This window comes from Amycolatopsis sp. NBC_01480 (assembly GCF_036227205.1).
Taxonomy (GTDB): domain Bacteria; phylum Actinomycetota; class Actinomycetes; order Mycobacteriales; family Pseudonocardiaceae; genus Amycolatopsis.
Map to the genome: position 1 here is coordinate 7,600,353 of NZ_CP109442.1, position 25,490 is coordinate 7,625,842.

The 25,490-nt window shown below is 69.7% G+C and carries 24 protein-coding genes; 16 read left to right on the forward strand and 8 right to left on the reverse strand.

What is annotated here, in order from left to right; translation table 11 throughout:
• Positions 1 to 100: 100 nt before the first annotated feature.
• On the reverse strand, positions 101 to 1,072 hold the full coding sequence (locus OG371_RS35930) for a M64 family metallopeptidase (protein ID WP_329060134.1): 972 nt from the start codon (positions 1,070 to 1,072) through the stop codon (positions 101 to 103).
• Between the two features lie 93 nt (positions 1,073 to 1,165).
• On the opposite strand from OG371_RS35930, the gene OG371_RS35935 reads away from it, so the two are divergent.
• On the forward strand, positions 1,166 to 2,125 hold the full coding sequence (locus OG371_RS35935) for a LysR family transcriptional regulator (RefSeq protein ID WP_329060136.1): 960 nt from the start codon (positions 1,166 to 1,168) through the stop codon (positions 2,123 to 2,125).
• A 118-nt stretch (positions 2,126 to 2,243) separates the two neighbouring features.
• Complete coding sequence (locus OG371_RS35940; protein ID WP_329060138.1) at positions 2,244 to 3,464, forward strand: cytochrome P450; 1,221 nt, start codon at positions 2,244 to 2,246, stop codon at positions 3,462 to 3,464.
• Positions 3,465 to 3,503: 39 nt separating this feature from the next.
• Here OG371_RS35940 and OG371_RS35945 read toward each other — a convergent pair whose 3' ends face one another.
• From OG371_RS35945 to OG371_RS35955, 3 genes are all read right to left on the reverse strand, one after another.
• Positions 3,504 to 3,875, reverse strand: a complete 372-nt coding sequence (locus OG371_RS35945) for a DUF2255 family protein (RefSeq protein WP_329060140.1) — start codon at positions 3,873 to 3,875, stop codon at positions 3,504 to 3,506.
• Between the two features lie 87 nt (positions 3,876 to 3,962).
• Positions 3,963 to 4,739 (reverse strand): SDR family oxidoreductase, encoded by a 777-nt coding sequence (locus tag OG371_RS35950; RefSeq protein ID WP_329060142.1) that lies wholly within the window; start codon positions 4,737 to 4,739, stop codon positions 3,963 to 3,965.
• 120 nt (positions 4,740 to 4,859) lie between these two features.
• A complete protein-coding gene (locus OG371_RS35955) occupies positions 4,860 to 5,162 on the reverse strand; it encodes a zinc-binding dehydrogenase (protein ID WP_329060144.1) in 303 nt (100 codons plus the stop codon).
• Between OG371_RS35955 and OG371_RS35960 the strand changes: the two genes are divergently transcribed.
• Together OG371_RS35960 and OG371_RS35965 are read left to right on the forward strand one after the other, a co-directional pair.
• Positions 5,131 to 5,823, forward strand: a complete 693-nt coding sequence (locus OG371_RS35960; RefSeq protein WP_329060146.1) for an SDR family NAD(P)-dependent oxidoreductase — start codon at positions 5,131 to 5,133, stop codon at positions 5,821 to 5,823. The two genes, OG371_RS35955 and OG371_RS35960, sit on opposite strands and share 32 nt — an antisense overlap.
• Before the next feature lie 92 nt (positions 5,824 to 5,915).
• On the forward strand, positions 5,916 to 6,845 hold the full coding sequence (locus OG371_RS35965; RefSeq protein WP_329060148.1) for a hypothetical protein: 930 nt from the start codon (positions 5,916 to 5,918) through the stop codon (positions 6,843 to 6,845).
• A gap of 237 nt (positions 6,846 to 7,082) precedes the next feature.
• Here OG371_RS35965 and OG371_RS35970 read toward each other — a convergent pair whose 3' ends face one another.
• Positions 7,083 to 7,919 carry a hypothetical protein gene (locus tag OG371_RS35970; protein WP_329060149.1) on the reverse strand — a complete coding sequence of 279 codons (837 nt, stop codon included), beginning with the start codon at positions 7,917 to 7,919 and terminating at the stop codon, positions 7,083 to 7,085.
• Between the two features lie 669 nt (positions 7,920 to 8,588).
• On the opposite strand from OG371_RS35970, the gene OG371_RS35975 reads away from it, so the two are divergent.
• Both OG371_RS35975 and OG371_RS35980 read left to right on the forward strand, forming a co-directional pair.
• Positions 8,589 to 9,482 carry an ABC transporter substrate-binding protein gene (locus tag OG371_RS35975; RefSeq protein ID WP_329060151.1) on the forward strand — a complete coding sequence of 298 codons (894 nt, stop codon included), beginning with the start codon at positions 8,589 to 8,591 and terminating at the stop codon, positions 9,480 to 9,482.
• Between the two features lie 189 nt (positions 9,483 to 9,671).
• Entirely contained in the window at positions 9,672 to 10,328 is a 657-nt protein-coding gene (locus OG371_RS35980) for an amino acid ABC transporter ATP-binding protein (RefSeq protein ID WP_329060153.1), read from the forward strand.
• A 158-nt stretch (positions 10,329 to 10,486) separates the two neighbouring features.
• Here the strand turns inward: OG371_RS35980 and OG371_RS35985 are convergent, their stop codons facing one another.
• Positions 10,487 to 13,183, reverse strand: coding sequence for a glycoside hydrolase family 97 catalytic domain-containing protein (locus OG371_RS35985; protein WP_329060155.1), 2,697 nt, complete (start codon positions 13,181 to 13,183; stop codon positions 10,487 to 10,489).
• Between the two features lie 72 nt (positions 13,184 to 13,255).
• Positions 13,256 to 13,408 (reverse strand): hypothetical protein, encoded by a 153-nt coding sequence (locus tag OG371_RS35990; protein ID WP_329060156.1) that lies wholly within the window; start codon positions 13,406 to 13,408, stop codon positions 13,256 to 13,258.
• A 426-nt stretch (positions 13,409 to 13,834) separates the two neighbouring features.
• Between OG371_RS35990 and OG371_RS35995 the strand changes: the two genes are divergently transcribed.
• The 7 genes from OG371_RS35995 to OG371_RS36025 all read left to right on the forward strand — a co-directional run bounded on the left by OG371_RS35995 (position 13,835) and on the right by OG371_RS36025 (position 19,534).
• Positions 13,835 to 15,028 (forward strand): glycoside hydrolase family 64 protein, encoded by a 1,194-nt coding sequence (locus tag OG371_RS35995; RefSeq protein ID WP_329060158.1) that lies wholly within the window; start codon positions 13,835 to 13,837, stop codon positions 15,026 to 15,028.
• 83 nt (positions 15,029 to 15,111) lie between these two features.
• Positions 15,112 to 16,719: a glycosyl hydrolase family 28 protein gene (locus OG371_RS36000; RefSeq protein ID WP_329060161.1), complete on the forward strand. Its 1,608-nt coding sequence runs from the start codon at positions 15,112 to 15,114 to the stop codon at positions 16,717 to 16,719.
• Positions 16,720 to 17,092: 373 nt separating this feature from the next.
• Positions 17,093 to 17,329 carry a hypothetical protein gene (locus tag OG371_RS36005; RefSeq protein ID WP_329060163.1) on the forward strand — a complete coding sequence of 79 codons (237 nt, stop codon included), beginning with the start codon at positions 17,093 to 17,095 and terminating at the stop codon, positions 17,327 to 17,329.
• A gap of 61 nt (positions 17,330 to 17,390) precedes the next feature.
• On the forward strand, positions 17,391 to 17,525 hold the full coding sequence (locus OG371_RS36010) for a hypothetical protein (RefSeq protein WP_329060165.1): 135 nt from the start codon (positions 17,391 to 17,393) through the stop codon (positions 17,523 to 17,525).
• A gap of 19 nt (positions 17,526 to 17,544) precedes the next feature.
• On the forward strand, positions 17,545 to 18,123 hold the full coding sequence (locus tag OG371_RS36015) for a GDSL-type esterase/lipase family protein (protein WP_329060166.1): 579 nt from the start codon (positions 17,545 to 17,547) through the stop codon (positions 18,121 to 18,123).
• A 177-nt stretch (positions 18,124 to 18,300) separates the two neighbouring features.
• Entirely contained in the window at positions 18,301 to 18,963 is a 663-nt protein-coding gene (locus OG371_RS36020) for an RHS repeat-associated core domain-containing protein (protein ID WP_329073368.1), read from the forward strand.
• A 19-nt stretch (positions 18,964 to 18,982) separates the two neighbouring features.
• Positions 18,983 to 19,534 (forward strand): hypothetical protein, encoded by a 552-nt coding sequence (locus OG371_RS36025; protein ID WP_329060168.1) that lies wholly within the window; start codon positions 18,983 to 18,985, stop codon positions 19,532 to 19,534.
• A gap of 656 nt (positions 19,535 to 20,190) precedes the next feature.
• Here the strand turns inward: OG371_RS36025 and OG371_RS36030 are convergent.
• Positions 20,191 to 22,122 (reverse strand): putative Ig domain-containing protein, encoded by a 1,932-nt coding sequence (locus tag OG371_RS36030; RefSeq protein ID WP_329060170.1) that lies wholly within the window; start codon positions 22,120 to 22,122, stop codon positions 20,191 to 20,193.
• Between the two features lie 480 nt (positions 22,123 to 22,602).
• Here OG371_RS36030 and OG371_RS36035 point away from each other — a divergent pair, with 480 nt between their 5' ends.
• The 3 genes from OG371_RS36035 (at position 22,603) to OG371_RS36045 (ending at position 25,487) form a co-directional block, all read left to right on the forward strand.
• On the forward strand, positions 22,603 to 22,908 hold the full coding sequence (locus tag OG371_RS36035; RefSeq protein WP_329060172.1) for a metal ABC transporter permease: 306 nt from the start codon (positions 22,603 to 22,605) through the stop codon (positions 22,906 to 22,908).
• Between the two features lie 921 nt (positions 22,909 to 23,829).
• Positions 23,830 to 24,324, forward strand: a complete 495-nt coding sequence (locus tag OG371_RS36040) for a hypothetical protein (protein ID WP_329060174.1) — start codon at positions 23,830 to 23,832, stop codon at positions 24,322 to 24,324.
• Positions 24,321 to 25,487, forward strand: coding sequence for a PPE domain-containing protein (locus tag OG371_RS36045; RefSeq protein ID WP_329060176.1), 1,167 nt, complete (start codon positions 24,321 to 24,323; stop codon positions 25,485 to 25,487). Before OG371_RS36040 ends, OG371_RS36045 begins: the two co-directional genes overlap by 4 nt.
• The last annotated feature ends 3 nt before the right edge of the window (positions 25,488 to 25,490 follow it).

A 25,490-nucleotide genomic window follows, 5' to 3' on the forward strand; every position in this document is an offset into this window, starting at 1 on the left:
TAGCACAGATCCCGGCCGCTCAACCGTCGGTTTGTGAGCAAGGACTCGTGAGTGCTTATGACGCGGTTCTAACCGTCATAAACACTCACGAGCTTTTTGCTCAGGCGGCGTGGCGGTGCGGCGCCAGGCTGGGCGCCTCGCGGTAGAACCCGGCGATCATCGCGTCCGTGCTGGGCGGGTTGAACGGCTGGCCGAGCGTGCGCATGATCGAGTTCTCGCTGGGCCGGTACATCCCGGTCTGGCAGTAGCGGGAGCCCTCGTAGGCCCCGACGGTCCCGCCGTCCGGTGAAGGCTGGCCGAGGTACTGGTACCACTTCGCCTGCTGGGCGCGCATCTGGTCCTCGGTCAGCGAGGTCGCGTTCGGCTCGGCCGGCTCGCTCGGGTCGCAGTCGCCGTAGTCGTATTCATCGGCCAGCCCGCCGATGGAATGGCCCAGCTCGTGCTGGACGATCTGGCTCGAGGCGCCGTTGCCGCCCGAGGAGGTGGCGACCTCGCCGCCGGAGCCGCCGTACTTGGTGCTGTTGGCCAGTACCAGGATCTGGTCCACGTCCGGCGCGGCCGCTGCGTACTGCTTCGCCTTGGTTTCGTCGACGCAGAGCAGCCGTTCGGTGTTGCCGCACCAGAAGTACGAGCCCATCGCGGTGTTGCGCTGGATGCCCTGGTCCGGATCGTTGCTGACGCCCGAATCCTGGGACACGACATTGACCTGCCAGATGTTGAACTGCTTGCGGTAGCTCTTGTACGGCTCGATCGAGAACAGCGCGTCGATGCTGGACTTGACGTTCTCGGAGTAGGTGGACATCTCGTCGGCGGTGTAGCCGTCGCCGACCACGACGAGGTCGAAAGTGGTGTCGCTGGGGCCGTTCTGCTCGATCGGGACCACGTCGGCCGGGCGGGCGATCCGGGCGGCGGCGCGGTCCGAGGCGGGCCGGGTCACCGTGACCCGGTGGATGCTGCCGCCGGGTTCGAAGACCTCCATCGACGTGGTGAAGCCGGAAGCCGCCGTGACGGCGGGGGCGAAACCGAGTGCCAGCGCGCCGCTCAGCGCGACCGCGAGACAGGCTCGTCGCATGGGGGACTCCTTGCGGGGACGTGGGGGAGCCCTTCCACGATCCCGACTTTCGGCGGCTTCCGGGACATCCCAAGCGGCCATAAGGTCGGGGTTATGGAGGTCGAGCTACGGCACCTGCGGCTCCTGTGCGCGGTGGCCGAAGCGGGCAGCATTTCCCGCGCCGCGGCCGGAATCGGCAGCAGCCAGCCGGCCTTGACCGCCTCGGTGCAGCGAATCGAGCGCGTTTTCGGCGGAAAGCTGTTCGTCCGCAGCCTCCGCGGGGTGGTGCCGACCGAATTCGGCGAATGCGTGCTTTCCCGCGCGCGGACCGTGCTGTCCGCGGCGGACACGATGCACCGGGACGCGTCGCGGTGGCTGGTGGACGGCGCCGAGCGGCCGGTCGCGCTCGGCGGCATCGGCTCCTCCCTGGTGGTCGAGCTGGCCGACCGGATCGGGCACCCCTCGCACGGCCCGGCGGTCTCGGTGACCACGGAGTTCTCGCCCCGGCGGCTGCTCGACCGGCTGGCCGCCGGGGAACTCGACGCCGCGGTGGTGGCCGACTACCCCGGCCACGAACTGCGCCCGGCGCCGGAGGTTTCGCTGCGGCCGCTGGGCGTCCAGCCGGTGTTCGTCGCGCTCGCTGCCGATCATCCGGCGGCCGCCGACGCGGAGATCGACCTGGCCCGGCTCGACGGCGAACGGTGGGTGCTCGGCCCCTCGGACGGCGCCGGCTGGCCGGAATGCTTCGAGGAAGCCTGTGCGTCAGCCGGATTCCGGCCGCAGGTCGCGCACCGCAGCACTGAACTCCGGGCCCTGCAACGGCTGATCGCGGCCGGCCGGGCGATCTCGCCGTGCCAGGTCACCTTCCCCGTCACCCCGGAGATCGCGATCCGGCCGCTCGCCGGGGATCCACTGTGGATGCGGTACCTGATCGCGTGGCGGGCCGGCGGCGTCTTCGGCGGCGACCCGGGCGCGCTGATCGAGGCGGCCGACGCCGCGTACCGGTTCGAGACCGACAGCAGCCCCAGCCACCGGGAGTGGCGGCGCTCCCGGGTGGAGCGCGTCGCGCGCTGAGGACAACCCGCGCATCGCCGGGCAAGCCCATGGCCGGCGAGTAAAGCAAGTGATTGACTTAACAGGGGTTCCCGGCCATGCTGGGCGGCAGCAGACATTCACCGACAAGGAGTTCGTGATGGCGCAGAGCAACACCGGCCAGTTGCCCCGGTTCCCGTTCATCTCGGACGCTGCGCTGGAGCCGCCCGCCGAGTGGGCCGAGCTGCGCGCCGAGCGCCCGGTGACGCCGGTGACGCTCGCCAGCGGCGACGAGGCCGCGCTGCTCACCCGCTACGACGACGTCAAGAGCCTGCTGTCCGACCCGCGGTTCACCCGGCCGGGCCCCGGCGACAACGCGGCGCGGGTCGCCGACACCGAGTCGGGCGGGGTGTTCAACAGTGAGATGGCCTCGGTGATGCCCCAGTTCGGCGCGCCGCACCTGAAGTGGCGGCGGCGGGTCGGCAAGTGGTTCACCGCCAAGCGGATGAACGCGCTGCGCCCCGGCATGGCGGCGATGGCCGAGCAGCTGATCGACGAGCTGGTGGCCAAGGGCGCGCCCGGCGACCTCAAGTCCGGCGTCGCCTTCCCGCTGCCGGTCTGGGTCATCTGCGACATGCTCGGCGTGCCGGACACCGATCGCGACCGGTTCGCCCACTGGTCGGACGTGATGCTCAGCATGACGCGCTACACCCAGGCGGAGTTCGACGCGGCGCAGCAGGAGTTCGGCCGGTACATGGGCGGGCACATCGCGGCGAAGCGGGCGGATCCGGGCGAGGACATCCTCAGCGCGCTGATCGTCGACACCGGCAACGACGGCGAGCTGTGGTCCGACGCGCTGCTGTCCGCCACCGGCATCGGCCTGCTGATCGCCGGGCACGAGACCACCGCCAACATGATCGCCAAGATGGTCGCGATGCTGCTCGCGGACCGGAGCCGGTGGGAGCGGCTGCTGGCCGACCCGTCGCTGGTGCGCACGGCGGTCGAGGAGTCGCTGCGCGCGGACGCCAACGCCGGCGTCGGCATGATGCGGTACCTCAGCGAGGACTTCGAGGTCGGCGGAACCGTGCTGCCGGCCGGGACCAGCGCGATGTGCAGCATGGCCGCGGCCAACCGCGACGAGCGCGCGTTCACGGATCCGTCCGGAATGGACCTGGGCCGCAGCCCGAACCCGCACCTCGCGTTCGGCGCCGGCGCCCACGCCTGCCTCGGGCAGCCGCTGGCCCGCACCGAGCTGCAAGTGGTCCTGGAGGTGCTGCTGCGCAAGCTGCCCGCGCTGGAACTCGCCGTCCCGGCGGCCGAGCTGCGGCGGATCGAAGGGCTGGCCGTGGGCGGGCTGCGAGAGTTGCCGGTGCGCTGGTGACGGCCTCGGTGTCCGTTGTGGACGGTTGGTACTGAGCTTCTACTGCTCCGGGTCGAGCCGCAGGGTGGAAGCCGTGGCCGTGTCGGACACCATGGAGCCCGCGCCCTGGCCGTACTTGGCGCGGTACGCGGCGTCGACGTCGGCGGTGACCGGCGCGTCGCCGATGTCCTCGATGGTGACGTCGGCTTCCATTCCCGGCACGCGGACGCGGGCCCGCCGTGCGCGCAGGGCCTGGCCGTACCAGCCGGTGTCCCGCCGGTGCCAGGTCCGCACGTAGACCTGCTCCCCGGCCACGACCACCCAGATCGGCACCCATTTCCGCAACTCGCCGTCGGCGCGCCGGACGGCGATCTCCAGCTCCCTGGCCGCCTCCGTCAGGCGGAGGTCTTCAGTGGACCATCGGGCAGTCATGGGCAAGGCCTCCCCGGTTTCCGTCACCCTGGCTCCTGGACTGTACTGCCGGCGGCCAGGTGGTCAGGAACCCTTCACCCGGTCCGGTCAGACCGCCTGGGCCGTCGGCAGGATGGTGATCTCGGTGAGGTTGACGTGGCGGGGGACCGAGGCGATGAACGCGATGGTCTCCGCGACGTCGGCCGGGCTGAGGACCTCGATGTCGCGGATCAGGTCGGCCATCAGGCGGCTGGCGTCGGGGTCGGTGACGTGGTCGGGCAGCTCGGTGTCGACCATGCCGGGCTCGATCGCCGAGACCCGCACCATCTTCCGGCCCAGCTCGACGCGGGCGAGCCGCGAGAAGTGGCTCAGGTAGGCCTTGGTTCCGGAGTAGACGGAGAACTTCTCCAGGATGCGCGTGGCCGCGATGGAGGACGTGGTGACGAGGTCGGCGGGCCCGCCTTCGGCCGCGGCGGCGATCAGCTGGGGGACGAACGCGCCGAGCACGTTCATCACGCCGGTCACGTTCAGGTCGATCTGGCGCTGCCACTCGTCGACCTTCAGGTCTTCGATCGGCGAGATCAGCTGCACACCGGCGTTGTTCACCACGAGGTCGGCCCGCCCGAGCCGCCGCTCGACCTCCTGCGCCGCGGCAACCACGGCCTCGCGATCGGTGACGTCCAGCGGCAGGGCCAGCGCGGTGCCGCCGGCTTCGGTGATGCGCTCGGCCAGCGCGTCGAGGCTGTCCTTCCGCCGAGCAGCGACGGCGACCTTGGCGCCCAGCTCGGCGAGCCGCTCGGCAGTGGCCGCGCCGATGCCGCTGCTGGCCCCGGTGACAACGGCGACGCGACCGGCGAGCGGGGTGGTGGTGATGACCTTCGACATAGGGTGCTCCCTGTTTCCCGTGGTGGGCTTGCTGTGCCTTCGAGAAAACCAGCCCAGCCAGGAGAAAAGGGGGTCGAAAAGGGGCATGTCTATCGGGGGACAACATGGTCCCCCCACGGCTCAGAAGACGACCACGACCTTGCCCCGGATGTGCTGGTTCGTGAAGTCGGTCAGCGCTTGACGGGCGTCGGAAAAGGCATACTCCGCACCGATTTCGACGCGCAGAGCGCCGGTCGCGGCCAGGCTCGCGAGGTCGCCGAGGCGGCCGGTGGGGGTGGTGGTGCCGGTGTAGCGGGCGGTGACGTCGCGCTCGAAGGAGGGCGGGCCGCCGAGCGGGGAGACCGCCAGGCCGCTGGACCGCCTGCCCGCCGACCTCAAGGCGGACGAGCGGGTGCTCCCGGTCGCGCTGGACGTGACCGACACCGCCGCCATCGGCCCGGCCGTCGCCGCGGTGGTGGCGCGGTTCGGCGGAATCGACGTGCTGGTCAACAACGCCGGGCGCGGTTTGCTCGGCGCGCTGGAAGAGGTCAGCGACGCCGAGGCGCGGTCGCTGTTCGACCTCAACGTGTTCGGCCTGATCAACGTGACCCGCGCGGTGCTGCCGCACATGCGTGCGGCCGGTGGCGGCAAGATCGTCAACATCGGTTCGCGCTCCGGCTTCGAAGGCGAGCCCGGCGTGAGCATGTACAGCGCGTCGAAGTTCGCGGTCGCCGGTATCAGCGAGGCGCTTTCGGTGGAACTCGAGCCGTTCGGGATCCAGAGCATGGTCGTCGAGCCCGGGGTGTTCCGCACCGATTTCCTCGACCAGAGCTCGCTTTCACTGCCGGCCGGCCGCATCGCCGCGTACGACGGCACCCCGGCGCACTCCACATTGGACTGGGTCGGCGACGCCAACCACACCCAGCTGGGCGACCCGGTGAAGGGCGCGGCGCTGATCCACGAGGTGACGAGCGAGGACAAGCTGCCCAGCCACCTGCTGCTCGGCGGCGACGCGATCGACCGTTGGCAGGTGAAGGTGGAGCACCTGGCCGACGACGTGGAGCCGTGGCGCGAGAAGTCGGTCGCCACCGCGCACCAGGACTGAGCGCCTTCGCTCGCTGAGAAGAACCGCGGAAACTCTCAAGGAGCTCATCGTATAACGATGTTATGTGAGTCTTCGATCCTGGGAGGAACATCATGAGCACTTCTCGAGCACGCCTCGGAGCCCTCGCGCTCGTCACGATTTCGTTGCTGGCCTGCGGTTCCGCTGTGGCGACGGCGGATACCGCGCCGGCGAGCGTCACCGGTTCCGCGCACGGGGTGCTGCCCGGCGACCGGTTCCCGTCGTGGGGCGGTGACCCCGTCACGCTCAGCCTGGACGCCCACGCCGCGCCGTCGCCGGGGGACCCGTCGCATGCCACGGGAACCTGGCAGGCCGTGCACACCCGTCCCGACGGCAGTTTGTACGCCGCGTTCGGCGGCACCATCACCACGCTCTCCGCGGCGGGTTCGCTCGCCATGCTGAACGGCGTGATCACCTGGAAGGACAACCCGGCCAACCCGGGCCTGCCGATGGTCGGCACGCCGGTGGCGCTGAGCGTCGCCGACCGTCCCGATAGCGACCGTGTCGGCTTCGTCTGGGGATTCTTCGGCGAGCCGGTCGCCGCGGGCCAGGCGCACGTGCCGTTCTTCGCGCTCGACGAGAGCACGCTGAGCGTCCGCACTGCGGTGCCCGGCCCGCGCGGTGGCCTTCCCGGCAGTCGCGCCGGACTGCCCGGACGCCGGGTGAGCGGCACCCTCGACCTGGGCGGGAGTGTGCTCACCGTGGACGCTTCCGCCGCCGCCGGGGCGACCGCCGCCACCGGCACGATCACCCTGACCCAGCCGACCGGCACCCTGCAGGCCACCGTCACCGACTTGGACGCGAGCGGCCCCCTGGCCATCGCGACCGCGACGGTGACCGCCGGCTCTTCGGCGCCGATCGGCAGCCGGATCTCGGTCTCCTGCTACGACGGCGGAACCCGCGACTGGGCCGGCTGGACGGCGCCCGGGCAGCCCGTCCTGCCCGCGCAAGGGGTACTGCCACAACGCCCGGGCCTCCACGGCGACCTCACGGTGACCGATTAGGCGTCGCGGGTGTGGTCTCGCCGGGGTGGCGATCGGTGGCCGCCACCCCGACGGGCTCGCTGCGGCGGGGTGCGGATCCACGGTGACCGACTAGGTCTGGGTGCCGCGGGTGATGGTCTCGGCAGGGTGGTGGTGATCGGTGCCCGCGACCCCGGCGGGATCGTTGCGGCAGCGCGTGGATCCACAGTAGACGGTCAAGTGCCATCCAGGTTCGGTTGGTGCCGGTCGCGGTGGAATTCACCGTGACCGGGTCGAACCGGCCAGCGAAGGCTTGGGGGGTGCGGGTTTCGCCTTGGGGGGCTGGGGTTTCGCCTTGGGTGGGCTCGCAGGCGTGGGCTCTGCCTCGATCGTGCGCTCGGCTTCCGTCTCGCCTGCGTTTTCGGCCTCGATCGTGTGGTTGGCTTCCGACCCGGCTGTGCTTTCGTCCTCGGACGGGCTGTCGGCTTTCGCCTCGGTCGTGCCCTCGGTGTCCGTCTTGGCCGTGCTCTCGGCCGCGCTTTCGGGCTCTATCGAGGCTTCCGCGTTGGCTGTGCTGTCGGCTTCTGACTCGGGGTTCGTTTCCGCCTCGGGCTCGCCCGCGTAGCGCCTGCGCAACTCGGTCAGGATGGCGGCGATCTGGCCGAGTTCGGTGAGTGCGGCCTGGTGGGTGGACCGGATGATGGTGGCTTCCTCTTCGGCCCGGGAGATGATGAGCCGGGCTTCCGTTGCTGCGGCGAGTTCGGTCTCTGCGCGGGCGTCGTCCGCGTCCGTGGCCGTTTTCTCCGCTGCCGCCAGGATTTTCGCGCTCTCTTCGCGGGCCTGGTCCTTGATCGCCTCGGCCTCGGATTTGGCGACCTCGAGGATTTTCTCGATCCGTTTCCCCAGCCCGTGGGCCGGGTCGGTTTCGCCCGATCGGGGCGTGGGAACCTGGGCCTTGGCCAGCTTGCGCTCAGCCATCCGGCGGGCCTTCTCGTGCCGATCCAGCCGCTTCTCCGCGACCCGCACGTACTCGTCCACCTGCCGGCGGTCGTACCCGCGCAGGACGACGGGGAACCGGATATCGGACTCCGGCGCTGTCTCGGCTTCGGAAACCATGTTCTCCATCGCCTGAGTGTCGGCAACCGCCCGAAGACCGGCAAACCGAAACCCGATATCGGCGTGACAAGCGCACTTTAGGTGGAACCACCCGTTGCCGTTCGTGGCCGGGCGCGGTATGGGGCCGGTGAACCCGGGGTGGCCCGCGCGCGGCCCGCTGGGGGACAGGCGCGCGCGGGCCCGGCGATTCCCCGTCACCGGGGAACAAGAAGCCCACCTGGGAGTGGGGCCTCTGGACTCAGGAAACCAGAACGGGCCAAGGAAAACCCTAGTGCGCGGCTGGACGAGCCGAGGGCAGCGCCGCCGAACGGGTGGACTGCCGGGAACGCCGGTGACCTGAGGCCGCCGCCATGGCCGCAGCAGCCGTCCGGCCTGCGTGTTTCGCCTGAGGCCAAGGGCCGGGCCGGAGCGCTGAGGACAGGGACCCCGGCCGGACCACCGAGAGCAAGGGCCCGGCCGGAGCGGTGAGGACAGGAGCCTGCTCGTACCACTGGGGCCGAGGACCGGGCCGCTGAGGGCAGGGACCTGCCCGGACCGCTGAGGCCAAGGGCCTGGCCGGAGCGCCTAGAACCGGGTCCTGCCCGGACCAGCTGCGCGGGCAGGACGCCGCGAGCCTGTCCCGCATCCTGGGCATCGGCCCGGCGGCTCCCGGCCCGGCATGATGCCTGCATGTCGCTTCGATTCCGCCGGGCCGCGTTCGTCGTGGCCGTGGCTGTGAGCTGCCCGTTGGGGGCCGTCGCATGCGCGCCCGTCGACCAAGGCAGCGGTGCCGGGTCCGCGCCGGGCGGCCCGGTCACTCCCGGGCAGGGGGCCTGCGCTCCGGCGCAGCTGAAAACGCTGAAGCCGGGGTCCTTCACCTTCGGCACCGACCAGCCGGCGTACCCGCCGTGGTTCTCCGACGACGATCCGGCCAACGGCAAGGGGTTCGAGGCGGCCGTGGCGTACGCGGTGGCCGGCAAGCTCGGTTACCGACCCGACGGCGTCACCTGGGTGCGGGTGCCGTTCAGCGCCGCGATCCAGCCCGGGGTCAAGACCTACGACGCCGACCTCAACGAGTTCTCGATCACCGACGAGCGGCGCAAGGCCGTCGACTTCTCCGCGCCCTACTACGACGTGACGCAGGCCGTGGTCACCACCAAAGCCTCGCCGATCGCCGGGGCCACCACGTTGGCCGCGTTGCGCGGGGCCAAGCTGGGCGCGCAGGTTGGGACCACCAGTTACGACGCCGCGGAGAAGGTGATCGCCCCGGCGGCGCAGATTTCCGTGTACAACAACAACGACGACGCGAAGCAGGCGCTGGCCACCGGGCAGATCCAGGGACTGGTCGTGGACCTGCCGACCGCGTTCGAGATCACCGGGGGCGGGGAGGTGCCGGACTCGGTGATCGTCGGCCAGGTCCCGCCGGCGGGCGCGGCGGAGCAGTTCGGCGCCGTGCTGGACAAGGGCAGCCCGCTCACCGGGTGCGTCTCGGCCGCGGTCGAGGCGCTGCGGGCCGACGGCACGCTGGCGAAGCTGACCGACCAGTGGCTGACCCGCGCGGGAAGCGCGCGCGAGTTGAAATGACGAGCAGCCTCCAACGGGAACGCCTGGCGTACAAGCGTTCCCGCGCCCGACGGTCCACAGTGGTCGCACTCTGCTCGACACTCGTCTTCGCCGCCGTGGCGTGGTTCACCATCACCTCGGCGCCGGGCTGGCCGCGGGTGCGGGACTCGTTCTTCGACGTGCACTCGGCGCTTCGTCGCCGAGCACGAGGTGGTCGTGCTGATCGGCGCCTCCGGCTCGGGGAAGTCGACGCTGCTGCGCTGCGTGAACCTCCAGGAGGAGATCGACGACGGGCAGATCCTGCTGGACGGGCAGGACGTGTCCGACCCGCGGACCGACCCGGACGTGGCGCGGCGCCGGATGGGCGTGGTGTTCCAGGCGTTCAACCTGTTCCCGCACCTGTCCGTGCTGGACAACGTGACGCTGGCGCCGCGCGTCGTGCACGGCCGCGGCCGCGAGGAAGCGGAGACCGCGGCGCTCGCGCTGCTGGGGCGGGTGGGGCTGGAAGAAAAGGCGAGCGCGTACCCGGACCGGATGTCCGGCGGGCAGCAGCAGCGGGTGGCGATCGTCCGCGCGCTGGCCTACGAACCGCGGCTGCTGCTCCTGGACGAGATCACCAGCGCGCTGGGCCCCGAACTCGTCGGCGAGGTGCTGACGCTCGTGCGCGAGCTGGCCGGCCAGGGCCGCACCCTCCTGATGGCCACGCACGAGATGGGCTTCGCCCGCCAGATCGCCGACCGGGTCTGCTTCCTCGACGCCGGCGTCCTGATCGAATCCGGGCCGCCGGAGCGGATCTTCACCGAACCGGAGCACGAGCGCACGCGGCAGTTCCTGTCCCGGATCATCGCTTCGGGACGGCTGGGCTAGGTTCCCGCCGGGTCGCGGATGACGCTTCCGCTGCACTGAGTGCAGGGGAAGCGTCATCCGCGACACTGAGGGTCGGTGCGGGCGCCGGAGAGTCCGTCAAGGCCTCCTTACCCGCGTTGGACGCGGGTAAGGAGGCCTTGACGGCGTGCGGACGGTCCTCAGCCTTGGCAGGTCAGTTCGGGCATGGCCCAGTCACCGTGGTCGAACGCGGTTCCGTCGCCGCCGTCGCCCAGGGCCAGGTCGAGTTCCTGGGCACCGGTGACGTCCGCAGCGATTTGCGTCGGCCCGCCCGCGGAGGTGAGCACCGGGGTGGTGGCGAGGGTCTTGCCGTCCCCGAGCACGCTGAACGTCACCGAGCCCTTCGGCGAAGACGCGACCTCGTCGTCGATGCCGACGGTCGAGGTGAACGCCGTGCACCGGCCGCCGAGGAAGATCTTGACGTCGCTGGTCGCGTTCGCGCCGAGGCCCCGCGGGTACACGGTGCCGTGCAGGGTGATCGGCTTGCCGTCGCCGGAGCCGGTCTCGCCATTGGACTGGTCGCGTTCCACCGGGCCCCAGCCGTTGGTCGCGGACTCGAACGGCAGCGCGCTCACCCCGACCGTCCCGTGCGGGGGCACCTTGACCGAGACGACCTGCTCGACGTGGATCGGGTCGGCCCCAGGACGGGCGTAGGTCGCCACGACCGGGACCTCCACCACCGCGCCCTGCTGGGCGGCGGGCACGGTGACCGTCCACTGTCCACTCAGGGCAGTCCCGGCCGGCAGGGTGCCCGCCGAGACCGTACGGCCGGCCGACTTCCAGCCCGCGGGCAGCCGGGCGGCGTCCACGCCCAGCCGGACGTCGTGCAGGGCCGGGCCTTGGGGCAGCGTGAAACTCGCGCCGACCGGCAGGCTCGAACCAGGGTTGACCACCGCGGTCGAAGGGGTGAGGGTCAACGACGTCGTCGGGGCGGGCACGACCGGCTTGTCGCACGAGGTGCGCCCGGGGGTGGCCGGGCAGGCGATGGCCGCGAAGCCGCCGTTGGCCGGCGACGTGACCGAGAGCGTGTCCGCGGCCGTGTGCGTGCTGGTGGTCCGGGTCAGGGTGCCGTTGCTGTCGCTGGTGGTCTCGACCAGCCATCGGCCGCGGCCGAGGAAGCCCAGCGGAGTGGTCATCGTCCCGCCCGGGCCGGCCAGGAGGCCGCCGACGAACCAGCGGTCGCCGTTGCGCCGGGCCATCACGACCTGGCGGTTGCCGGCCGCGTCCTGCTCGGGGGAGCCGGCGGCGAGCCGGGTCTCGTCCCAGGTCGTCGGCAGCTGCTCGAGGTAGCGCTCGGCGACGGGCTGCGTGGCGAACCCCGCCGGATCGTCGCCGAGATGCGTCCAGCCGGATTCGAAGACGACCGCCTGCGCGAGTTCGTGACCGACGGAGTCCTGCCGGTTGGGCCGGGAGAACCAGGTCGGCGTGTAGTCCATCGAGCCGACGATGTTGCGGGTGAAGGCCAGGAAGATGTCGCGGTCGGCGTTCTGCCCGTTCTCCTCGCCGCGCACGCCCTCGACGCTCATCACCTGCGGCCACGTGCGCTGCAGCCCGCGGGGGATGGTCGCGCCGTGGAAGTCGATCATCAGGTGCAGCCGCGCGGTGTCGGCGAGGATCGCGCCGTACCACTGGAACTGCGATTGGGCATCGGAGTCCATGTAGTCGACCTTGACCCCGGCGACGCCCCAGGACTTGATCTTCGGCAGCCAGCTGTCGCGCTGCTGCTGGGTCGCGAGGTCGGTCCAGGCGAACCACAGCACCACGTTCACCCCGCGCGCCCGGGCGTAGCGGACCAGGTCCGGGATTTCGCTTTCCTGCCAGCCGTAATCGACCAGGGTGTACGACAATCCGTGCGCGGCCGCGTAGTCGATGAAGGAGCGCTGGGTGGCGGCGCTGGCGCTGGCGTCGACGCCGCCGGTCAGCCAGGACCAGTCCGCGACCCCCGGCTTGATCCACGAGGTGTCCGCCACCTTCGAGGGCGGGGCGAGGTCGTCGACCAGGGTGGAGCGCACCACGGTGTCCAGGCTGCCGACGATCGCGGTGCGCCAGGGAGTGGCGAGCGGGCCGGGCGCGGTCACGGGCTTGTTGTCGGCCAGCGCGACGGTGTACGCGGTGCTGCCGTCGGCGTGGTCCAGGTGCGTGCCGGAGTATCGTCCGTCCACATCGGACTCGGTGAGCAAGGCATACGCGCCGCCCACCTTGAACAGCGTCGGGTAGCCGAACGAGCAGGTGCTGCCGGTGCAGGTCTTGGGCTCGGCGGTGTTCGCCGTGGCCGCGGTGGTCTGCGTCCGCTCCGTCTCGTACGCGCTCTGGTACGGCTGCACCCAGGCCTCGGCGTCGGCGGGAAGTTCGAAGGTGGAGGCTTCCTTCTGCACGGTCACCGGCCCGGAACCGCCGACGACGTAGCGGTACGCCACCCCGTCGCGCGCCGCGCGGACCACCACGTCGAAGGACGCGTGATCGGCGGTCCGGAAGGTGAACGTCGATTCGTTCATCGTCGCCGAACGGTCGAGCTGCTTGCCGGTGACCATGTCGTAGGACTCGCGCACGAGCTTGTCCCGGCGGCCGGCGAACGACAGCCCGGAGTCGAACTCGTGGGCGCTGGTGGTGATTCCGAGCTTGCCCGGCGCCAATACCTGGGACCCGCCGCTGGCCACCGCGAGGTTCAGCCCGCCGGCGTTGTCCAGTCCCAGTGTCGCGGTAATGCTTGTGTTGCCCGGACTTCGGACGGTCCAGGCGGTGGCTTTGGTCGGTGCGGCCGCGGCGGAGGGGGCGGCGACGACGCCTCCGAGCAACGCGAGCGCTATGGCAGTCAGACCCAGCTGTCTCGGTTTCACAGCATCCAAATAACGCTATTCCTGTTTTGTTCGTCAAGGGTTTTGTTTAGTTGTGTCTGGTCCTGTCAAACATCAATCATTCGATCTTGAGCTCCTCGACGTCCGGGCCGAGAACGACACCGAGTTGGTCGAACGTCCGCAGCGGCGTCCCTCGATGACGACGTCGCTCAGCACGACGCCGGTGATGGCGCCGTCGCCGTTGCCGGCCGCGAGCAGCGGTCTCATCCCGCCTTGATGACGGATGTTCACATGCCTGATTCGCACGCCGGAGACCGGCGCAGTGTGTCCAGGCGGCCACGTCGTCGAACAGCACCCGCTCGACCGGCTGCCGCGGGTGTGGCCAGCTGAGCGCGATGTTGGCGTCCTCGGCTCAGGCCTTGGTGTGCTCATCGACGATGAAACGTTCAAAATCCGGCCGATGTCGCCGCCGCCGGTGCCCGCCTGGTGAAACAGGACTTGTCTGGACCAATATTCGGTGAACCGTTGACATCCTCCGGTTCCGGGCTCAACCTGATTACCGCCCCCACGGCCCGGCCCGGGACCGGCCGCACGGGACGGCACCACCATCTCCGAATTCGGTACGGCACCGCCGATTCGATCTTCGCTCGGGACTTTCACCGGCGTGACCAGACGGCCCCCAAGGAGAGAACCATGCCCAGAAGACGCATTCGGACCGGCGCGGTGATACTGGCCGCGCTCGCCTCGGCCCTTTCGGCGGTGGCCATCGTGCCCGCGGCCGACGCCGCCGTGCCCGCGACGATCCCGCTCACGGTGACGAACAATTCCGGCCGCTCCGATCCGGTTTACCTCTACGATCTCGGCACCCTGCTCAGCACCGGACAGCAGGGCTGGGCCGATTCCGGCGGGAACTTGCACGCCTGGCCGGGCGGCAGCGTGCCGCCGGTCCCGGCCCCCGACGCCTCGATCCCCGGCCCGGCCAACGGCCAGTCGGTGACCATTCGGATCCCGAAGTTCTCCGGCCGGCTCTACTTCTCGTACGGCCAGAAGCTCAAATTCTTCCTGGCCACCGGCGGCCTGGTGCAGCCCGCGGTGCAGAACCCGTCCGACCCGAACCACAACATCCTGTTCAATTGGTCGGAGTACACCCTCAACGATTCGGGGCTGTGGCTCAACAGCACCCAGGTCGACATGTTCACGGCGCCGGATTCGGTCGCCATCACCCCGTCCGGCGGCGGGGTGAAAACCACCGGCGCGCTGAAGCCGAACGGGTTCAGCAATTTCATGAACGCGCTGCGCGGCCAGCCCGGCGGCTGGGCGAACCTGATCCAGACCGACGGCAGCGGGAATGTGCTGCGCGCCCTTTCGGCCGGGCACGGGATCGAGTCCGGCGCGCTGCCGGCCTCGGTGATGGACGACTACGTCAACCGGGTGTGGAGCAAGTACAGTTCCTCGACGCTGACCGTCACACCGTTCGCGGACCAGCCGTCCACCCAGTACTTCGGCCGGGTGTCGGGCAACGTCATGAACTTCACCAACTCGGCCGGGGCCACCGTCACCTCGTTCCAGAAGCCGGACGCGGACAGCATCTTCGGCTGCTACAAGCTGCTCGACGCGCCGAACGACCTGGTCCGCGGCCCGATCTCGCGCACCCTGTGCGCCGGGTTCAACCGCTCGACCCTGCTCACCTCGGCGAGCCAGCCGGACAACAACGCCGCGGACTTCTACCAGGACACCGTCACCAACCAGTACGCGCGCGAGGTGCACGCGCAGATGGCCGACGGCAAGGCCTACGCCTTCGCCTTCGACGATGTCGGCAACTTCGAATCGCTGGTGAACGACGGCAACCCGCAGAGCGCGTCGATGACGCTGGGGTCGCTTTCCTGATCCTTCCCGGCCGGCCGGGGGCGTCGACTGTGGATGCCCCCGGTCTGTCTTTCCTTTTTTGCACCGAACCGAGGAGCTATTCAGTGCCGAATAGAGCACGGGCGGTATTCGCCGCCGTGACCGCCACCATGCTGGCGGTGGCGGGACTGAGCGCGGGCGCCGCGCCGGCCCAGGCGGCCGACGCGCCGTTGCAGATCTACCCGGTGCAATCGATCTACCCGGCCTCGTCCGAATTCGCGCTCACCGTCAACGGCCAGAACGTGCCCGTCACGCACACGCGTGGTTACGAGACCGCGCAGCTGGCCATGGGCAGCGGGACGGCGTCGGTGACCGTGCGCAAGGTCAACAACACCGCGATCGGCGCGTACTCGATCACGCCGGTCGCGCTCGGCATCGCGGGCACCGTCAGCGGTCCGACCCTGAGTTTTTCGCTCAGCCAGCCGCGTTACCTGATCATCAAGATCGACGGCCGGCCGCAGCTGGTGCTGACCGTGGACCCGCTGGAGACCAACGCGCCGGCGACGTCGGGCACCGGGATCTTCAACGTCACCGCGGCCCCGGACGGCGCGCAGCCGAGCACGACCGCCTACGCGACGACTCCGTTCCAGAACGCCCTCAACGACGCCGCGGCCTGGGGCAGCGCGAACGGCGGGCAGGGCACCGTGTACGTGCCGCCCGGGGTGTGGACGGTCGGCACGCTGTATCTGCGCAGCAATCTCGCGCTGTACCTCGCGCCGGGCGCGGTCCTGCGGTACACCGGCGAGGACGGGCATTACGATCGCCACTGGCACAAGGATTCCCAGAACCGCGACATCACCTGGTTCCTTTCGACCCGGTACAGCTCGTCCAATATCACCATTTACGGACGTGGCACGATCGACGGCAACGGCAAGGCCTCACTGCTGCCTTCTAACCTGGGCGTGAACCTGCTGACCCCGATTTACACCTCCCATTTCCGGCTCGACGGGATCACTTTCCGTGAATCAAGTTCGTGGGCGATCATGCCGACCCGTTCGTCGGACATGCAGTTCACCAACATGAAGATCTTCAACCAGTTCGACATGGGGGAGAACGACGGGATCGACGTGATGGAGTCGACCGGGGTTTCGGTCGGCAATGCCGTCGGGATCGGTCTGGACGACCCGTTCAGCACGAAGACCTGGGATGCCGCGACGGACCTCTTCCGCAACGTCCCCGGCGACCCGCGCCCACTGGACGGCGTGACGTTCGACGGTCTGCTGTCCTGGACCTACTGCTACGGGCTCAAGGCCGGTCAGGGTTTCCTGCAGCCGCAGAAGAACGTGACCTTCGCCAACGCGACGGTTTACCAGGCGGCGGTCGGCATCGGCGTGCACCATAAATACGGGACCGCGACGGCGTCGAACATCACCTTCAGCAACATCGACGTCGAGCAATTGCCTTACACCAACGACAACAACAGGACCTGGTTGGCGCTCTGGCTCCAGGACCCGGCGGGCAGCCTCCCGATCGACGGGGTCACGGTGAAGAACGTGCGCGTCCGGGACGCCGGCACGACTCCGGCGCGGATCAACGGGTCACCGACCGGGCCGATCAACGGCGTCTCGCTGAACCACATCGTGATGCCGGGAACCACCACGGGCGCCACGTCGCTCGCAGCCATGAAGATCACCGGCGACACGAACCACGGTCCGGTGACGATCACGCCCTGAACCAGGCGGACCTCCACGGCACGCCGCCGGGCCGGATCCAGGCACGGCGGCGGCCTTTCATTGTTCGCACCTTCGAAGCTTCGGCGACGTCACCGATGCCGGGCCGCCCGTCATCGGTGAACGCGGCGTCGGTTGCTTCAGAGCTTCGGGGGCCGGCGCGCCCCGCACATGAGGCTGCGCAGGGGTTGGCAGGTCGGCGGAATCCCATCGGGGTGACGCCACGACGGTGGCGTACGTCGTCACCGCGGTCAGCTTCGGACCGCCGACGGGTCGGGCTCAGCCGTCAGTGTAGTGTCCGCGAACCCGGCCGCCAAAGCGCGCAATGCCGCGTCCAGGTAACGGTCAAGTCGGCGTCGGCGTGGGCGGAGCGCCGGTGGTGGCGAGTTTCCGCCCGGACGGCGACCACCTCGAGCGGTGGCTGAGCAGCAGCGGCCGTACCGAAGTCACGACTACCGCGACCGTCACCATCGGTGGCTTCGACGGCGCGGAACACCTCCGCGAGGACGTCACCGCGACCGTCGCGCCAGGTGACTCCCGGGTGGTGTGGACGGGCGACAGCCTGGAGCTGACCGCGGATCGGTACGCCTGGGTCGAGGGCGATTTCCCGTAGAACCGGCTGTTCTTCGCCGAGATCAAGGACATCCCGTTCGGCAAGCCCGAACTCGACGTCGTTGCCCGGGGCTCGCTTCCACAACAACTACCTCGACCTGCGGGCCGGCGAGACCGCCACGATCGAGGTCACCGGCCTGCCGGACGACGTCGATCCCGCGGACATCGAGGTCCGGGCCTGGCAGGCTCGAGGCTGAACGGAAGGAGAACTCCCTCATGCTCGCTCGGTTGCTGCGCCGTCACGGCGACCCGCCCCCGGACCGGTTCGCGGGGGTGCCGCTGCCCGCGGCGAACGTGGTGTTCCTCGGCGACAGCATCACCGAGGCCGGGAGCTGGAGCGAGTGGTTCCCGCGGTACCCCGTGCTCAACCGCGGCATCAGCGGGGACACGCTCGAAGGCGTCCGCGCCCGGCTCGCGACCGCGATCCACCGACCCGCGGCCATTTCGCTGCTGATCGGCACCAACGACCTCAACGGGCAGGGCCGGACAGCCCAGGTGGCCGGCATCGCGGCGCAGTTCGCGGACCTGGTGGCCGAGCTCCGCGCGCTGGCGCCGGACGCCCCGCTGATCGTCAACAGCGTGATGCCGCGGGCCCGCCGCTTCGCGCGCCGGATCCACGAACTCAACCGCAGCTATGCGGAGATCGCCGGTGATGCGTACCTCGATCTCTGGCCGGCCCTCGCCGACGGAAAGGCTCTGCGGAAGTCCTTTACCGACGACGGCCTGCATCTCAACGGAAACGGCTACCAGGCGTGGGTCGAAGTATTGCGGCCCCGTCTCGAAGCAGTGCTTTAGGAAAACTTCCGTGCTCCGCCGATTCCGGCGGCTGTTGATCTTTGCCTGTGCGGTCACGCTGGCGTTGAACGTTGCGGGTCCGCTCGTCGCGGGGGAGTACGGAAAGGCCGCGTTCGACGCCGTTGGACCGCTGCTGTTGATTGGGTGGGCGAGGGCGGCCCGGGTCTGCTTCAGGCGATGATCCATGCCGGCGCAGCGGTCACACCACTGCAGTTCACCGGTCAGTTCACCGGCGCCGAGTCCGGGTTGGTCTACCTGCGCGCCCGCTACTGCGACCCGGCCACCGGCCTGTTCCTGACCGTCGATCCCAAGGTCGGCGAAACCCGCACACCGTATGCGTACACGTCGGACAATCCGCACAGACTCACCGATATCGCCGGGTTGAGCTGGTGGAATCCGTTCTGTTGGTCCAAGGACACGTGGTCGACGATCGGCACTTATGCCGGCTACGCGGGCCTCGCTGTCGGTGCGGTCGGAATCGGCCTGGCCTCCTTCGGTGTCGGTGACGTCTTGATCGGCGGTGCGGTCACTGTGGGCGTCGTCGCCGAGGTCACCGCTACCACTCTGGGTGTCGTGAGTACCGCGGTCACGTGCGCGCAAAACTTGATCAGCATCGCTTACGGCGTCGGCATCCTGTCGGCCGGGATCGGCGCGTTCGGCACGTGGGCCGACTGGGGCTTCGCGCCGGGTTCGTGGGGTATGTACCCCAACGTGAACTCGTTGACCTCCGGAATCGCCGGCACAGTCTGGGGGTTGAACGAGGGCGGTGGCGGCGGGGGAACGGCAGCGCCCGCACTGCGCACGTATTCTCCGTGTGACGGGGCGGCGATCGTCTGCTGACGCCGGAGCGAATGGGATCGTGATGACCGAATACGGCAGGGATCGTGAGCGACGCCGTCGGACCAGCGCGCTCGTCGGGTTGTTCTTCTTGGCCGCTCTGTCCGTGTCGCTCGCGTTCAAGGTGGGCTGGGTTCCTGCGGTGGCCGTGCCGGTCGGGTTTCTGGTTTTGGTGTATGTCCTGTTCACGTTCGTCGTGTGGCGCGACAGTCGGGCAGAGGCGCGGCGGCGGGCGTCCGGTGCCGCGCCGTCGTGGACCGCGCAGTTGCCGGTCGCGGCCGCCCTGGAGTTGGGGGCGAAGGCGCCTGGGCGGCATTCGCGGCAGCAGGTGGTCGGTGAGCTGCTCGGCCGGCTGTCGTTGGCGGAGGGCGGGTTGCGTTGGGAGCCGAGGGAAGGTGACCGGAACCGGGGGGTGGGGCCGGTCGTCTGGGACCGGTCGTGGACGCCGGAGGTTGTGTCGCTCTGGGGGCCGGGTAGCCAGGGATGCCTGACACTGAACCGTTCCGACGGGACGGCGGTTGACCTGTGGGTCCGGCATCCGGCGGACCTGCGCCGGGCACTCGGCTCAGCGTAGCCAGGAACCTGGCTGCCGTCGCCCGGAGATTCGCAGTGGCAGAGCTCCTTGGTGAAAGGTTCCGGTTGGTGGGCGGGAAGTCCGCCGATGTGGCCGGCGTGTGCTTCGAAGATCATGAGGGTGTGCAGTTCGGGGCCTTCGCCGACTGGGTGGCGAACGGAGACGGTGTCGGCCGTTGCGGGGCGGTGGTCCGACCTGGTGGTCTACGAGCGAATGACGCCGTTCAGGTTGCCGGCCGCGACCGAGCTGGGAATGCTGGCGGTTCAACGGTGGCGCTGGGAGAATTCTGCAGAGATTGCGAAATGAGAAGGGGCGGAAACTGGATGAGTGAGTTGGATGTACGGTGTTCTACCCACTTCGCAACGAGCATGTGGCCGCGCTCCTGGACGCGATTGCCCGGCACGGTGAGGATGTGCGGGCCGCTGCGGGCAGTGAGTGGGGAACAGTGTTCTGACCCTGTTTCGCACGCACGACCGGCCCGCGCTGGGGAAAAACCTTGAACGAGCAGGCCGCGTCGGCCGAGACCGTCGCGCCGGTGGCGGTCAGCACCCCGCTGCTGTTCCCGGCCTCGCCATACCGGCTTTCATCCCTGCGAATACCGAGAAGTCGCGGGTAGGTCACCTCGAGAGGCTCGAGGTGACCTACCCGCGACCTGGTCAGCTCAGGGTCAGTGCGGTGTCGTCGAGGCAGAACGAGGTTTGCAGGGACGAGTCTTCGGTGCCGGTGAAGCTCAGCGTCACGGTCTGCCCGGCGAAGGCCGAGACGTCGACGGTGCGCAGCTGGTAGCCGGTCGCCTGGTTCAGGTTCGAATAGGACGCGAGCGTCGTCGAACCGGCCTTGACGGTCAGCTTGTCGTAGGCGGTCGAGGTGGTCGTTTCGGCGGTGTCGATGTGCAGGTAGTAGGTGAGGGTCGCGTGGCAACCGGCGGGGATGCTCACCGACTGCGAAAGCGTGTCAGTGTGCGTGCTGCCGTAGCCGTCGAGGTAGGCGAGGTAGGTGCCGGCGTGCGTGGCTTCGCCGTCGGCGGAGGTGGTGATGATGCCGGTGGACGCGGTCCAGGGGCTGGTGCCGGTTTCGAAGCCGGGGTTGCCCAGCTTCTGGCCGGAACAGCCACCGCCGCCGGTGGGGTTGATCGTCCAGCTGAAGGTGGTGCTGCCGGTGGCGCCGCTCGAGTCCTTCGCGGTCGCGGTCACCGAGTAGGTGGCTGCGGTGGTCGGGGTGCCGGAGATGAGGCCCGACGAGCTGATGGAGAGCCCGGCGGGGAGGCCGGTGGCGGTCCAGGTGTAGCCGCCGCTGCCGCCGGAGGCGGACAGCTGCAGGCTGGCCGCGGTGCCGACGGTGCCGGTCTGGCTGCCGGGGTTGTTCGCGGCGACCGGGCCGGGGCCGGAGCCACCGGCGGTGAACGCCGCGGTGCCGTTGGGAGTGCCCAGCCCGGTCGGGCCGTCCCAGCCCGCGCCGGCTTTGCACTGCACCGCGACCGAGCAGCTGCCGTTGCTGCCGGAGGTCACGTCATAGAGGTTGCCGGTGTGGGAGTAGGGGTACGCGCCGGGCGTGTCGGACGAGCCGGGGGTCCCGGCCAGGGCGTAGACCGAGGCGATGATCGGTGAGGACGCGCTGGTGCCGCCGTAGACGGCCCAGCCGCTGCCGCCGTAGGTCTGGTAGACCGCGACTCCGGTCTGCGGGTCGGCTACCGCGGAGACGTCGGCGACCGCTCGCTTGCTGCACCCGGTGGTGACGTTCTGGAACGACGGCTTCGTCACCGAGCCCGAGCAGCCGCTGCCGGCGCCGCTCCATGCTGTTTCGGTCCAGCCGCGGGTCCCGCCGCCCTGGGTCAGCGAGGTACCGCCGACCGCGGTGACGTACTGCGACGACGCGGGGTAGCTGATGCCGTAGCCGTTGTCGCCGGTGCTCGCGGTGATCGCGACGCCCGGATGGTGGAAGTAGCTGGAGTCGGATGAGGGTTCGCTGCCGTCCTCACTGCCGCCGTAGCTGTTGGAGACGTACTTGGCTCCCAGCGAGACGGCCGTGTTCACGGCGGTGCCGAGGTCTTGCATGCTCGGCTGGCTCGCTTCGACGAGCAGGATGTGGCAGTTCGGGCAGATGGCGGAGACCATGTCGACGTCGAGCGAGATCTCGCCGGCCCAGCCGCTGTCCGCGGTCGGCAGGGGGCTCGTCGCGCCGTTCTCGTTGACCTTCTTGAAGCAGCCGTTGGCGGTGGTGCAGGCCGGCAGGCTGTAGGTGGATCGGTAGCCGGCCAGATCGGACTCGGCGTTCGGGTCGTCGTAGGCGTCCACAATGGCCACTGTCGCCGACGCGCTGCCGCTCGCGGTCAGGTTGTAGGCGCTGCGCAGACCGGACGGGCCGAAGCCGCTCGGCAGCGCGTTCGGTGCGAGCAGCGCGCGCATGGTGTCGGTTTGACGTTCCGCGAAACACGTTGCCATGCCGGGCTTCGCGGGCTGGGCGCAGACCCGCGCGGTCGGATGGACGGCGGCGGGCGCGGCGATCGCCGGTGTCGCTACGGCGGGTGTGATCAGTGCCATCGCCGCAAGGCCGGCGATGGCGAGGATTCTTCGGGGTGAACGGAACACGATCCCTCCCAGAGAGATGCATGCGAACGGGAGCCCACTGTCTACCTGGCGCGATTCCGCGCGGATAGCGACCTTCGGACGGTGCCGTGATTCTCGCCGGGGGGAAGCGGCCGAATGGAGCACGAATCAATCGGCCATTCCCTGACGATCAGCGGCAAACAGGACGAATATGAAAAATTCCCGATCATACTTTCGTCGGGTCCCGCGTCCGTGACGTCCCGATGTTTTCCGTTTTGCATGGAAAAGAGTCGATAGTCCACTTTGAGGGCGTCGGGGGAATGCGAAAACGATCGGGCCGGAAGATCAAGACGGCGTCCGGTCACGAACCGGGAACGGTTTTCATTCGCGTCAGGACACACCTTGAAGTGACAATAACATTCATCTAGCGTCCGAGGCGTCCACCCGATCGGCGTACTCGTACCGAGGGCTGTCCTCACCGTCTACACGACCCATCGTAGTACCGCCAACGGTGCGGCCGGGGTGAACGTCCTGTTCGGATCGATCTTCGGGATCAGCTCCGGCAACGCCGTCGTCGCCGCGGTCATCGGCGCCGGCCTGTGCTTCCTGACGCTGCTGATCGCCCGGCCACTGCTGTTCGCCACGCTGGACCCGGCGGTCGCCGCGGCCCGCGGGCCGCCGGTGCGGTTGCTGGGGCGGGGGTTCCTCGCTCAGGTCGGCGCCTGTGCGGCCGAAGCGAATCAGGCGGTCGGTGCGCTGCTGCTCGGCCTGCTGGCCGCCCCGGCCGGCACCGCGGTCCGGGTGAGACTCGTCCCTGCCGGGCGTTGAGTCTGTCCGCCGCGCTGGCCGTGGGCGACATTTGCCTGGCGCTGACTAATCCGGGCGCCCGCGCGAGTGCACCGAGAACGGCTCGTCGCTGCCGGGTCTCGTAGTGCTTCCGGCGCGGGCCGGAGCCGCCTGCACAGCGTGCTGCGTCTCGCCGGCCGGCCGGCCGCGCTGAGCACCGCGCCCCGGAGCTGTCGTTCGACTCGGTGCACCAGGTCGACCTGCCGTCCTGGCACACCGACCGGGTCGTGCTGGTCGGCGACGCGGCCGTGGGAGACGTCGATGCGCCCGTTCGTTCGCGAGGGCCAGCGGGCCGGCCGGGCGAAGAGGCAGATCTTCGTGCCAGCCAACGGTTTCCGCGCTCTGCGACGCAAACGCATGATGCAGCGCTCCGGCCGGAAGTTCGCGCTCAGGGACGCGCAAGCCGCACTCACGGTGGTCTAGGAAGGAAACCGCATGGACCGCAATCTGGCTGTCGTCCGGGAATGGGAGCACCTCTGCAACACCTGCCGGAACCTGCTGTTCGACACTCAGTACGCTGCGGAATGCCGGGTCGTCTACGGCGGGGTGCTGGAAATTCAACGGCCGCGAGGCGCTGCGTGCGTATCAAGCGCAAGTGGACGAACACGCTCCTCATCGCGCGCTGTCAGTGAAACACGTTCACGCGACCGGTGACATCGTTGTCGTCGAGACCCTGGTGCACCTCCGGGACGGCGGCACGCTGAACGCCGCAGTAAGGGCTCGTGAGTGTTTAGGACGGTTAGAACCGTCCTAAACACTCACGAGCTTGTCACCACCAGGGAACCGCGGGCAGACCCGCCGCGTCGGAATGCCGGACTTACCCGATCCGGGTGCGGCGGGCCCGGGCGGCTGACATACTGGTGCGCGCGCCCGGGGAGGGTGCACACGAGGAGGTGGACTGGGGTGAGTTCACACCGGGTCTCGGACTGGGACGATGCCCGCTCATTGCACAAGCAGTTCGCGAAGTCGGAGCCCAAGCCCGTGCGGCACGTGCCGGGCGCGGCTTCGGTGGACGATCCGACCGGCGCGGGCAACGCCGCGCTGGTCGCCGACGACAGCGGCACGATCGAGCTGGACCCGGCCGAGATCGCTGCGGCCGACGCCGAGCTGGCGCAGCGGCAGGACGAGCTGGCCGGGTACCTGCGGCAGGCCGGTCAGCTGGCCAGCCCGCTGAAGGACGGCAGCAGCCCGGTCGCCGAGCACCTGCGCAAGGCGTTCGAGGTGCGGGGCTCGGCGGACGGCGGCGTGCAGGCGACCCTGCAGCAGTACCTCGACGAGCTGTCGGCGCTGCGGGACGCGATCCACGCGGCGAGCGCCGGCCTGGTGCAGCAGGAGGACAGCGCGCACGAGGCGCTGGGCACCCTGCACAGCCGCCTGGACGACGGGGGAACGGCATGAGCAGGGAACCGGCCTACGAGCGGCTGCCGTACGAGAAGCACCGCAAGCACAAGTACTACAGCCAGGACCACCCGCTCACCGCGGCGCAGCAGCGCCGGGTCCGCCGGGCCCGCCAGATCCAGACGGTGAACCGGCAGGACAAGTCGTTCGGCAAGATCAACTGGGCGGCCTACGAGCACACCCAGCTCTATGACATGATCATGACCGCGGACCCGGCCGGGATGGGCTCGGCCGCGCACAGCTGGGCGCAGCTGGCGTACAACGTCGATTCGGCCACCTCGGCGGTGCACCAGACGGTGCAGAAGCTGCTGCTGTCCTGGCGTGGCGGCGCGGCCGGGGGCGCCGCGCAGTCGGCGTCGAAGCTGACTTCGTGGGGCAGCGGCGCGAGCGAGACCATGCGCGAGGTCGGGGACAAGCTCGACCACTACACGACCGCGGTCACCACCGCGCGCAACAAGATGCCCGAGCCGGTGTTCTACTCCGCGGAGAACCAGTTCCGCGACGGGTACGACGTGAGCGCGGCCAGCGGCCCCAGCGGCGCGGTCATGATCGACCAGCTGCTCGACGACCACCTGCCGGCCCGGCAGAACGCCAACCGCGCCAAGACCGAGGCAGTGCGGGTGATGGAGACCTACGAGTCGGCCAGCAAGGGTGTGCACGACCAGCTGCCGCATTTCTCCGACGCGCCGCTGAGCACCCGGTCGGGAGTCGACGGCCCGGTCCAGAACCCCGGCCCCACGCGGATCGATCCGGGCGGCGACAGCACCACCGCGGCGTCGGCCTTGGATCCCGGCGCGCTGGGCGGGATGGCCGGTGCCGGTGCGTCGCCGGGCGGGATGGTCGGCTCGTTCGGCGCGGGCTCCGGGTACGGCGGCTCGGCGGGCAGCGGACTCGGCAGCGGCCTTGGCAGTGGACTTGCCGGAGGCGCGAGCACCGGTGACGCCGTGCCCGGCGGAGCACTCGGCGGCACGGGACTCGCCGGTGCGGCGCAGAGCGCGGCCGCCGGTGGCCGCGGCGGCATGGGCGGCGGCTTCATGTCGCCGATGGGCGGGGGCCAGCGCGGCCAGGGCGACGCCGAGCACGAGAACCGCTACGCCAAGGACGGCGCCTTCGACTTCCTGGAGGACCTGCCCGACGCCTATCCGCCTGTGCTGGGTGAGTGACGG